Genomic DNA, 11,823 nt, shown 5'->3' with positions numbered 1-11,823 from the left:
TTTATTCTTTTTCTGGTTTGGCAATACAGTAGGGGAGTTTTAAAGTCTGCCTAAAACCGTTAACACCAAATTTTGTGTTGATTTCTTCAATAAGATACCAACCTTGTTTTTCAGGTTCGCGTTTATCAAGTAAAACGACTTTCATTCCAGATTCCAAATGCCTCATGCCTAAATTAGTTCTGTGTAAATCTCCGAAGATAGTAATACTACCCTCAACGCCATTTCTATTATATCCTTCAAAGAATGCCTCGGCTTCTTTTATTAATTCGTCCTCGCTAATGCCAATTTTGGATGATACATAAGGGATTACGTTGTACGCACTTAGGTTTACTCTATCCTTAGTCTTTGATTTGGGGATAGCTCCAAGTTTTAGGGATTTCTTGCTAAGTTTTGTTTCATTCAGAATTTGGAATTTCTTATGTTCTGTATCATTTTGTCCGGTCCATTCTGGATTTAAACGAACTGTTACATTATACTTGATTTGTTTGTTACCCTCAAACTTGAATCCTTCAGCGGAGACCGCTAAATATCGGGGATCACAATTCATCAAAGTTAAATTGTCTTGGGCTACATGATAATCAAACTGTATTTGAGGAGTATCAGAACTTCCATCTGTATTTAAAATAGAGCTGGCGACATTTCCTGATAAATAAGTATGCCCTACCATAACATAAGGAGTTCCATCTGTATCTTTCCTAATAAAACTATATAGCCCGTATTTATTCCATTCTGTTAATACATCCGCAACTGTCAAATCTTCCGTTAACTGAATCTTTCCAATATTAATGTCCCTTTCTGCTGTTTTGGGATGCAATTTTAACCCTGTTCCTTTTAATAAATCGTATTTTCCTCCCTCTTTCAACAAATCGTTTACTGTAACAGTCATTGGGCCTAATTTAACGACATTTTTTCGTTTTAGCCCACTTGCCAGATTCTCACATTTGATTTCAATAGGTGTGCTTACACTGCATTTTACGATATAACCGTCAAAATCGGGAACGTTCTTGACAAATGCCTCTTTCTCCATTGCCTGAAGTCTCTCGGTCGCATTTTTGAAGACCTTTCCTCTATCTTTATAATAGCCTAAATATATCCGGATACGTTGTCCTACCTTAAAATCAGTCGGCTGGGCTGTAGAATATCCTTTTCGCTTTTCTACAACTGTACCGTCTATTAAACGCTCTGTATAAACAGTAGTTGCACCTTCTTTTTCTATGTTCTCGGAAGTTATAGTGCGTTTAATTACGGTTCCTCTTGGGAATCTGACGGAAGCTGAATTAATAAGCTTCTTATAAGTATCATTTATCTCGATGCTTTCACATTCCCGGATAACAAGGCATTTATTTTCATCTGGATCGTTAATCTCTATAACGTCACTATTAGCTTCCCATATTAGGATTTTACAGCACAATATATCAAGGCATTCTTTACCATCTATAATTATTGCTTCTGGAAGTTTCATACTTAAATGGTGTTAGAAGTTAATGATTCAATCATTTGAGCGGCTTGATTAGCAGCAGATGCTTTAACCTTATCAAGAAGAACTTTGGCCCAACCTTGTTTTTTCATTTGAGAGATTTCAAGGTTTGTTCCATTTATGGTATCTTGCACTACATTAACCGCGTCATCCGGTTCAACGGCAACACATGTAAAACTATATGGTTGAACATTCTTAAAGCCTTCATTTTGCCCCATATTGAAGTCTTTTATCAGAATTTGTGTCACATTGAACTGTTGAAACATGAGATTAAATACCTGGATAACTCCTTTATGTTGCATCAATGTTATAAATTTGGAAACTTCTGCATACGGATATACATCTGGATAATTGCTAACAATCTTTCCTGTTACAGTAAAATTTATATCGCCTCCTGAAATCAATTCTTTACGTGAATAATCTCTTCCTTGTACCTTGGTTAATACAAGATTGTTAGAGCTTTGTACTTGCACTATAGCACCTAAGTCTAAGAAAACAGGATCGCCTGGCACCTTTACTTCCGTAGCAGTGTTAAGTGATGAACTGGCAGCAGCTTCATTACTTAATCCTTTTATTTTATCCCAATAAGTATTGAATTGAACCGTTTGAACCTGGCCGCTTTCATTTTTAATCCAAAGAAGTAAACCTTCATTGGCAGGTTTGCCCTGATACTTTAATACAACCCCTTGTTTATTAAAGGTATCTTCATCTGCCTTCTGACCGTTCGTTATGATTTTCTGAAGCTCTTGACCTTGGTTCTTCTGATAGGCTGCGGTGGCATTCTTTCTGTCCAACTGGCGTATATATTTGGGATAAAGATCGTTGATGGTAGCAAAAGTCATTTGCATCATCGTTCTTTTGGCTGCATAAACAAATACATTACTATATCCTCTATTGGATATAAATTTCAATTGTCCATCTCTTTTTCTATAATTAGCTGCATAAAAGGCGGCATTCACACCGGTGTTTGCCAGCCCTTTACCAACATTAATCGTTAAATTAGAAAATGTAGAGCTTATAAAACTCATATTACATCATATTTGCATTAAAATCTTGAACTACATCTAACAAGGCGGTTGCTAATTCTTGTTTTACGTTTGTTATTGCCGCAACTTGTCTATCATCTGTCATATCAATTGTTTGATGATCCACGCGCATTAGATTTTCTATTCGTACTATTAATTGTTTAGGAGCTGCATTATAATTATTATGACTCCTATATTGAGACTGGTCGGCTCCGTTATGAAGGCTGGAGGCTAAATCTTGCTCTTTGTTACCAGCCGTAGGGTCCCACTTAAATGTATCTTTAGCATTTTTAGGGGTATATATTTTCCCACTTTTATCTACCCACTGTGGAGTAGCGTATGGAGCTATTGTTTTAGCTATATACTGTGCCCCGTCAAAAATCGCTTTATCACCTTCTTTCTGTGGGCCATAAAAACCGCCCGTAGGAAGAACATCTCCTTCAGAAAGAAGATTTTGAATTGGTGTTCTATTTATGAACGGAGCAAACAAAGATTTATGTCCGGAATACAAATCGTTATACCAAGAAACTAACTTATCAAAGGTTTCAGTAATATAATCTATTGCTTCTTGTTGACTTTCTAGTTTATATTTCCCCGGATTGTTAACAATATCTTGTACATGCTTTGACCATCCTTCTGTTCCAAATAACCCTTTAGTTGGATCAAACAACGGCCCAAATAACCCTTGTAATACTTTCTGGGTTCTTGTTGGGTCTATTGTTTCTCCAGACTCAAAATCTTTAAGAATTGAAGCGTAATCATCCCATGCACTTATTGTTCCATGCATAATTTGAGCTAGATGACGTATATATGCTTGTGAGCGGTGTACATCACCTTCGGTCATCTTATCATGGAATGTTTCTGTGCTAATCCAGTCCCATCGAGAATCCCAACTACCCATCTTAGGTATAAACCTATCTGCTGCATTCTTTAGTATATTCGATAAATCTTCCGAACTACGAGCAGAAGTGGCATTGTGCAAAAGATATTTGCTCAAAGCCATATTCTCTTTAGAATTATGGTCTGCTAATTGAGCCAACATCATTTGGACAGCTACTTGTTCGCTTATATCTCCGTTTCTTGCAAAAACATTTGTATTCGTTCCACTTAAAGTACGGCCATGTAACTCATACGCATAATAATTTTCTCCGTTCAAACCCTTTTTGACAGTCTGTTTCATTCCCAGTGCGCTGGACAATGACTGGAAGGCTTTATCTACACCTGTCCATTGGTCTGCGGCTTCTAATCGTTTTAGTAATTCCGGGTCTCTACCTGCGGCTGTGTCAAAAAATTTGGTTTGGTCGTCTACACTTTGTTTTGGACCATTCTTTTCTATCCAGTAACGATGCCATAATTCGGTAGACTGGGCGATACGCTCGTTTTGGGTTAACAATTCATTATTGAAAATACGCATATTTCCAATCATTAAGGCATCTGGATCGGATAGATTCAACTTATCAATATTTAAATTACGATAGCTTTGTGCCCATGCTTCATTGGCTTGGCGAGCAGCTTCTGTTATTTTATATGCATCATAAATTTTATAACCTATATAAGTGATAGCTCCTGCTGCCATTATTCCCCAACCAATTGGATTAGTTAAGAAAAAACGTGCAAGCCCTTTTATTGCTCCCCATAATGTTGTATTGCCTATTTCCGTGAGGGTATTTATAGTCTTATTACTACTATTTGCTACAACATTACCGACTGTACTTCCTCCAACAAACCATTGTTTAATTTTACTTCCACCATGTAGTAAACCTCCACCTAACGCATTGAAAATAGCCTGTCCTTTACTTAAATTATGGCGGCTTTTTTCTATATTATATACACGTACCATATAGGTAAGTGCAGTAAATAGCGGCTTTAAAAAGAATTTAGATAGCCAATCCCCCATAAATACTCCGCGAATCATTAATGCCGTACTTAGTATACTTTGTCCAATGCCAGCAATAATCCCTAATTCCATTTGAACTTTTACAAACCATACAATTCCATTTTTTAGCCAATTGGGTAGGAAATTCCAAATAGACATGATCTTTTTAAATACATCAACGATAACATCTAATACTTTAATGAAAATGTCCATTGCATTTCTCAATGCAGTTGCAAATTCTGTGGATTTCATTAACTCAATCATGCGTTGTAGGAAGTCTCGGATTACTCCTTGCATTTGTTCAAACCCTTGCATTCCTGTTTCTGTAAATGCCGAGGTCATCTGATACCAAAGACCTTGTATGGTGTTTTTCTTTTCGTCGGCAAGGTCGGATGCAAGCCCCATTGACTTTTTATTGAGTCCGGTTACTTCTTGCATTTTTGCTACATTATTTATTAATGCTAGTGCACCTGGAGCCGCTGTTACCCGAAACATCTTGTTGATTAGTGTTGAGAAATCACCAGCACTCATGGTTTGCTGTTTTTCATGTAAATCACTTAAAATGTCAGAGAGATTCCGAAGATTTCCGTTTTTATCTTTTGTGTTGATGCCTAATATGTCCCATGCTTCTTGACCTCTTTTAGTAGGGTTCATCATATTTAATAGCATCATACGTAACGTAGTACCTGCGTGAGAACCTTTGATACCGGCATCGCCTAATACACCAAAAGCTGCCGAAGCAGTTTCAAAATCTAGCCCTGATTGATGGGCGACAGTACCGGCATATTTAAATGATTCAGCTAATTCTAACAATGTTGTATTCGTTTTTGTGAACGTCATCGTAAGAATGTCAGCTGTGTTATCCATCTGTTTTGCAGGGATTTCATAGGCGGTCATAATGTTGGTTACAACATCCGCTGTTTCTCCCAAATCTGTATCACCTACTAGTGCAATATCAGATATAGGCCGGATGGCATGTTTTATTTGATCGACATTAAATCCTGCCATAGCTAAGAATTTTCCAGCTGATGCAACTTGTGGGGCTGTATATTTAGTCTCAACACCGACTTGGCGCATGAGCTGGTTCATTTCATTAAACCGACCTTCAAACCCTACACCTTTATCGTGAGTCTGGAGGATATTCTTTGTCGTTTTAGCTATATTATCATAGGTAGAAGCATCTCTAAATACAGAAGTTACTCCAGACATTAAAGAGCTAAGCCCATAGGCAATTCCCATCCCCTTAATCATTTCGCCTGCAACATTTGTACCTGTGTTGGCGTATGTTGGACCTAATACTTGCCGAGTAGATGGATACAGATAAGTACTTCGTCCTGCTCCAGTCTGTCGTGTTGAAGTGGAAGTCGTATTTCTAGTTGTGCTACCAGATACCCCCTTAGATGCGCCAGCGGCACTGGCTGTAATGGTTATTTTACTATTCGACTTAATCTGTTCTATTTTCTGTATTAACTTATCAAGACTACTTATTGCTCTTTCTGTATTAGCCTTTGGCTCAATCGTTTTACCATTTATAGAACTAATAGCTTGATCCAATTTCTTTATATCCGAAGTTGAATATAAAGGTTTACCTAATGCAGTCTTTGCCTGTGATTTTATATTATTGAGTTTAGTTAAGATGCGATCTAAACCTGCTTCGGCTGCACTTGTATTGATTTGTATGTTTATAGGTTTGGTCTTAATAGAAGCCAATGCTGAATTAACCTTACCGATGCTTTTTGCAACAATATCAAATCGCTTTGTTAATGCTTCCATTTCAGCTGTGGCCTGCTGAAATTTACGTATAGACTCTAAAGCTGGATTAGAGTTAACGTTTATCTGATAATTAACAATATAATTTTCTGCCATCTTTTTGTATTTTGATTTTCTAAAGAATAGCGGTTTGGTACCCTGAAAGATTGAAAAAGCCCCTTATCCGACAGAGGATAAAGGGCTACGTAGAAAAAACGAGTAATAAGACACTTTACGCAAGCATTCCAAGTGCACTTGCTTGTTGAGTTATGAGCATTTTGCTGTGGAGCCATACGGCATCTTCAGAAAGCATTGCAAATTCTTCATCGTTTAACTCATCAAGGTTTACGCTGGGAAAATAATGACGGATAAATATCAGTCTATGACGAATAAGTTGATCGTCTTTTACTTCCCAGCTTTTGATAAATTTACGAGTTTTCCTTTGCGCAACTCGATGATTTGAGCCAGGTGTGGCATTAAGCCATAGATGAACAAGGAATCATCTTTAATCAGTTCTTTGTCGCCATCGACAAAACAATCTTTTGCCAATTCTCGCATGGCACCGGCTTGGTCCTTTTGGGAGAGGGACAAATATTTACTGAATGTCGGGAAAGGCGGCTGTTTAAAATAACCGATATAATATGGCTTTTCGCCTTCGTCTTCATCTCCTTCCACAAAAATCGGGAATACACGTTTTAGTTTGGGATCTGAATCTTTCAGCTCTTTTACTTTCTTTTCAATCTCGGTCTGAATATCTTCAGGCAAGAAAAGGTCTTCGTTTACATTTTCCATTATAATTATGATTATTGATGTTTATCCAAGAATAGGAGTTCTGGAAATTGTTGGTTTATTGGTATTGCATTTAAAATGTTAAATATTGAATGATTGTATATTTTTATTGGTTAGACTTCTATTTTTCATTTTATGTTATTATTTTTGCATGAAAATAGTAGTACATGAGATTAATTTCGAGTGTACTCTATGTAGGGATGTAAAAGGGAAACTGTTGAAAAAATGGTCTTCCCTTTTTTACATAAGAAAAGGCGAGTTTTTACTCGCCTTTATTGCATGATATATCAGAGTTATAGCCAAGAACTAGTTCCTTCTCCTGTGATAATATCGAAAGGATTCAAATTGAATTCTTTTGTAATGTTTGTATCATCTTGTTTACTTTCCATTCCGTCTTCGTTAAAGAGGCATCCCTTTAGCGTTACAGTTTCGGCGGTCCAGTCTTCACCGGCATAAGCATTAGTAAATGAGATGATCAAGTCAAATTCTCCCAGATCCATTAAAGAACCAGCCAATGCCCGGAGTTGGGAAACGGTATTGTAATCCATTGTAATAGAGGCTGTACAGGTTTTATTGCCAAAGCCACGATTGATAGCATTTCCTCCAATACCGTAGTTATTTTCAACTTTACGAGTCTTGTTCCACTTGATTTCAGAAACTCCTTGCATAATAGTAGAATCTTCTGAAATATCCAATGCTGGTATGGAAATGCGGATCATAGACCAGCTGTATGCTACATTGTTAATTATTGCCATCTTGTTAATTATTTATTGGTTAATGCCAAGCCCTCGACTACTTCAATACGGGACGCTACACCCACCGGAACAAGTGAATATTTAATGATCAGTGTATCATTCTTTAATACATTTTGATTCTTATCAATTGTTACAGAAAAACCTGAAATTTCTTCATTATTCTGCATAGTTGTGAGGATGTCAGAGACAATGTTTTGAAACATCGTAATCTTGGCAGAAGATAGATATCCAGTGCTGGGATCTACTTTCAACGGAGAATTGACATAAGGCAATAATGCGTTGCGTACAGCACGTCTTGACTTATGAATTGTACGGTTTCTAGCAACTGTTCGGTAATCTCCGTTTGAACATGTTTGGTCTTTAGAGAAAAAAACTCCACTTTCCAAACCAGAATATTTGCACAAGAAGATATATCCCTTATCGTCCAGATCATCCAATTGGATTTTATTCAAAGATGAGTACTTTAATGTACTTGTCAACTTACTTTCGCTATTCAAAGTGACATCTCCGAATCCCATTTCAATATCTGGGAAATAACCAATCAAATTGAACTTATTTACCCATGCGAATGATTCTTGTACGCTTGCCGAAGCGATACATCCGAGTGCAGCTCCAATATTTCCTATAGGAGTGAGATTTTGATTAGCAAGCTGCATCGCTGATACATCAGCGTCTAGTCCCTGACCAAGTAATACACTGACAAACCGAGCATTAATAACACATGTTGGTATTTTGCCAAGTTCTACTTTCTTCACAGATTCTTCATCTGTTGCGATTACTGCGGAATTTGCACATAACAAAATTGATAAAGGAGCATTTTCATCAGCTAAAGACGCTGCTTTGGATTGCAGATCTGTAACTAGGTCAATGCTATATGTTTCTGCTTCCGGATCTGTTTGTTTCCACAACGATTGTTCAGTCCAAACACCGAGTTGGTTAATCATACCATGTGCTGCGCGTTGCATTTGTTCTATAGCATTCCAATCTACACCACAGTCTGCAAACATGATAAACAAACGTCCTGTGCTTCCTTGTATTCCAAAGAAATGATTGATATGATAATAAGGAATTCCAAACAGTAAATCCTTTTCAGTGTCACCGGAGTATGCGGTAATGCCAAGTTCTTTCAAATCATCCATAGAATTGATTTCAATAACATTACCTTGTAATTTGTCTTTTACGGCCAAACCAGCACCTTCTTCGAAGAATTTAGCTTGTTTGGAAATATCAAACAGCAAACCTGTGACTTTTTCAGTTGAGGTTGTAGAGCTTGTTCCAATGTTTCCATCGGTATCACTCATAAAAACGCCACCTAATGCCATATTTGTAAATTTTATTGTTTGTAATACGGATTTTGATAAAGAATAGCATCCTTCACCCAATTAGGTTGTGCATCTGCGGTGAATACACCACCTTTGGAATCAATATACAATGCCGGATAGCCAGGATATTTTTGTAACAGTTCTTTTACGAATTCTGGTATTTCATCTTTTTCTTTTGTTTTGTCTTTTTTTTCAGGTTTTTGAGAAGACTCTTTGATAGAGGAGGTATCTGGAGTTTCAACAGTGTCTTGCTCTTGTTTTTCAGATTCTTCATTTGAAATAACCGGTGTTTCTGAAGTAACTGTAGGATCTTGTGTTTTAACCTCTTCTGTAACCGGAGCTTCTGTATTCTTTTTTCTAGCCATAACTTAAATTAAAAAAGGGAATGGAGTACCGACTCCACTCCCTTGTGATAAACTATGATGAGATATTTAATTCAATTTGTTATTCTGCATTTTTGTAAGCGGTCCATGCTACGATTTCTGCCGGACGAACGATGTTTACATCCATTTTCATTCGCATCTGGAAGAAATACAATTCGCTGTTAGCTTGTAGCCGTTCAACCTTTACTACTTCAGCGTCATTTGCATAGTCAACCCCCATCCACAGGTTAGATTCCATGCCGGTAGTAAATTCTCCGAGTACGATAGTATGTTCTGGAATGCCGACAATAGGTACAATACGCTTACCTTTAAAACGATACTCGTTAACCTTAGTATTGTCGGAGTATTTCACTGTTTTGTCGCTTAGATATTGATCATATAAATCCCAAATATCCCAGCCACATACAAATACCAATCCTGCTTTTTTACGGATTTGTTTCGGGCATTTCTTCCACATAGCATTGAGAGCGGCTTCTACATTGGCACCTGTGCTCAATTCTGTAGTACCGGCAATAATGACTTGTCCACCAGCTTTCTCTACCTCTGTTGCATTTGTTGCAGTATTTGCCAGAATACGTTTGATTGCACCGTCAAAGTATTTCATTGGGCCACCGGCATTTTCACCTCCAATCGTTGTGCAACCTTCAGGAGTGGTAATTTTTGCGGCAGCTGAACCACCTTTTGCGGAGCACCAAATAGACTCACCGATATACTCATTCTTTCGATCCATCAAGAGGCGTAGCATTTTAGCTTGTACTTTTGGGTCTAAGTCACGGAATACCAAATTACCTTCCGGCTGGGCAAATTTGTAATACTTTTCATAGTCACGGGGGTTAAATTCAAGGTACACCATGAATTCTTGCGGTTCCAGGTAACGTTCTGTTAATGTGTATTGGTTCAATCCACCAGTAGTTCCTGCTCCTGCGCCATGAGTTGAGTTTGGAGTGGGGACGTTATCTTGAATTACTTTTCCCAATTGGATAGTGGGGATGGTGTATTTGAACTGGATTCCAGATTTGATATGAATCAAACCTTCTTTGTATGTATCATTCCCTTGCGCGGTATATGTCAGGAGGTCATTAAGGACCTCACCAGAATATGTGTTTTGCGCAAAATTTACTGAACTTGCCATGTTGTTTATGTTATTTTGTTTTTAGTCAAGTGTTTTAAATTGGAAATCTGTTCCTACGACAGCTTCAACAGCCTTAGCCATTTTCTTTTCTGCCTCGGTCATCTGATTTTCTGCATTTTCAATGTTGGCAGGGTCATTTGCAATTTTAGCAGAAATTTTATCACGTTTTGGAATGGAATTCAGCGTTGCCTGTACCATCTCAAAATCGTTTTGAGCCATTTCCACCCATTTAGTTTTTGCATCAGAATTGATTTTACCTTCAGCAATTGCATTGTCAACGAACTGTTCGATAGTTTCTTTACGTTTTGCTTCTTCAGCATCTTTGTAACTTTTCAATTCGTTCTTGACAGTTGTCAATTCGTTTTGAACATTGGTAAGTTGCGCATCCAATCCTTCTTTCTGAATTTTCAAAGCATTGTATGAAGCCTGAATTTCTGCTGCCTTGTTTTCCGCATTTTTCAATGCGTCAATTCGGGTAATAACAGCTGAAACTTCAGAGGTTTTCTCCAAACCAAGCTGGGCGCATACAGAACCAAATGCAAATTCTTGTTCTTTGTCCATTGTTTTTTGTGAATTTGAATTTTCTATTTGATTTTGATTAGGAATAGAACTGGAATCATCAAGTGGTTTAAAATTGCCCAGTTCTGTATTGATAGAAGCCATGATTTTTTGAAGGGCGTTCGCTTCCACTACTCCTTCAATTTGATCTTTTACTTTATTACAAACCTGTTTAGAGGTTTTTAAAACACATTCTGCTGATAATATACCGGCGTTTACGGCAGATTTTGCATCAAAGTAAGTTCCATCACAACCTTCTTTTCCATCCATGATTTCTCGAACCTTAGCTTTCGTCAGACCAAATCTTTTATGATATATGGTTTCAATCTGTTTCTGAAAAGCATTTACAATTTGTTCATTGTCTGGGTTGCATGACTTTTCGTCACGTATGAAGGGGTTGTGGATCATTAAAATAGAATAGTCACGCATGTAAGAACGAGTTCCTGCCGCCCACAGTACTGAAGCCATTGATGCTGCCAATCCTTCCACAATTGTTTCAACTTCAATGGGACATTGCTGTATAATGGAGAATGTTCCCATTCCGTACAGAACGCTTCCACCTTCACTATTAATGCTGATTACAATTTTCGAGGGTTTAACGTAATCTTGTATCCATAAAAATTCATCATTAAAATTACGTGTGCTCTCTTCATCAATTTTGCCATAGAAGCGCATATATACCGGTTTTGCTTCTTGCGCTTCTCCAACTACATATTTTAATTCATCTACTTTCATTTGAGCTTTTTCACAAGAATAG

At 37.5% G+C, this 11,823-nt stretch carries 9 protein-coding genes; all 9 read right to left on the bottom strand.

Annotation, left to right across the window (positions count from 1 at the left end; translation table 11 throughout):
• Position 1 precedes the first annotated feature (1 nt).
• The 9 genes from HMPREF9010_RS17845 to HMPREF9010_RS17885 all read right to left on the bottom strand — a co-directional run bounded on the left by HMPREF9010_RS17845 (position 2) and on the right by HMPREF9010_RS17885 (position 11,801).
• A complete protein-coding gene (locus HMPREF9010_RS17845; RefSeq protein ID WP_008647832.1) occupies positions 2–1,462 on the bottom strand; it encodes a hypothetical protein in 1,461 nt (486 codons plus the stop codon).
• Between the two features lie 2 nt (positions 1,463–1,464).
• Entirely contained in the window at positions 1,465–2,505 is a 1,041-nt protein-coding gene (locus tag HMPREF9010_RS17850; RefSeq protein ID WP_225684276.1) for a DUF6046 domain-containing protein, read from the bottom strand.
• Between the two features lies 1 nt (position 2,506).
• Positions 2,507–6,244 (bottom strand): phage tail tape measure protein, encoded by a 3,738-nt coding sequence (locus HMPREF9010_RS17855; protein WP_032852489.1) that lies wholly within the window; start codon positions 6,242–6,244, stop codon positions 2,507–2,509.
• A gap of 288 nt (positions 6,245–6,532) precedes the next feature.
• Positions 6,533–6,919 (bottom strand): hypothetical protein, encoded by a 387-nt coding sequence (locus HMPREF9010_RS17860; RefSeq protein WP_008647827.1) that lies wholly within the window; start codon positions 6,917–6,919, stop codon positions 6,533–6,535.
• Positions 6,920–7,209: 290 nt separating this feature from the next.
• Entirely contained in the window at positions 7,210–7,671 is a 462-nt protein-coding gene (locus tag HMPREF9010_RS17865; protein WP_008647825.1) for a hypothetical protein, read from the bottom strand.
• A gap of 8 nt (positions 7,672–7,679) precedes the next feature.
• Entirely contained in the window at positions 7,680–8,993 is a 1,314-nt protein-coding gene (locus tag HMPREF9010_RS17870; RefSeq protein WP_008647822.1) for a DUF2586 family protein, read from the bottom strand.
• Between the two features lie 11 nt (positions 8,994–9,004).
• Positions 9,005–9,358 carry a hypothetical protein gene (locus tag HMPREF9010_RS17875; RefSeq protein WP_008647821.1) on the bottom strand — a complete coding sequence of 118 codons (354 nt, stop codon included), beginning with the start codon at positions 9,356–9,358 and terminating at the stop codon, positions 9,005–9,007.
• A 79-nt stretch (positions 9,359–9,437) separates the two neighbouring features.
• Positions 9,438–10,508: a hypothetical protein gene (locus HMPREF9010_RS17880; RefSeq protein WP_008647818.1), complete on the bottom strand. Its 1,071-nt coding sequence runs from the start codon at positions 10,506–10,508 to the stop codon at positions 9,438–9,440.
• 21 nt (positions 10,509–10,529) lie between these two features.
• Positions 10,530–11,801 carry a Clp protease ClpP gene (locus HMPREF9010_RS17885; RefSeq protein WP_008647817.1) on the bottom strand — a complete coding sequence of 424 codons (1,272 nt, stop codon included), beginning with the start codon at positions 11,799–11,801 and terminating at the stop codon, positions 10,530–10,532.
• Between the last annotated feature and the right edge of the window lie 22 nt (positions 11,802–11,823).

Source organism: Bacteroides sp. 3_1_23 (assembly GCF_000162555.1).
Lineage (GTDB): Bacteria > Bacteroidota > Bacteroidia > Bacteroidales > Bacteroidaceae > Bacteroides > Bacteroides ovatus.
Note: the sequence above shows the minus strand (reverse complement) of the source record. Positions and strands in the feature narration are given on the sequence as shown.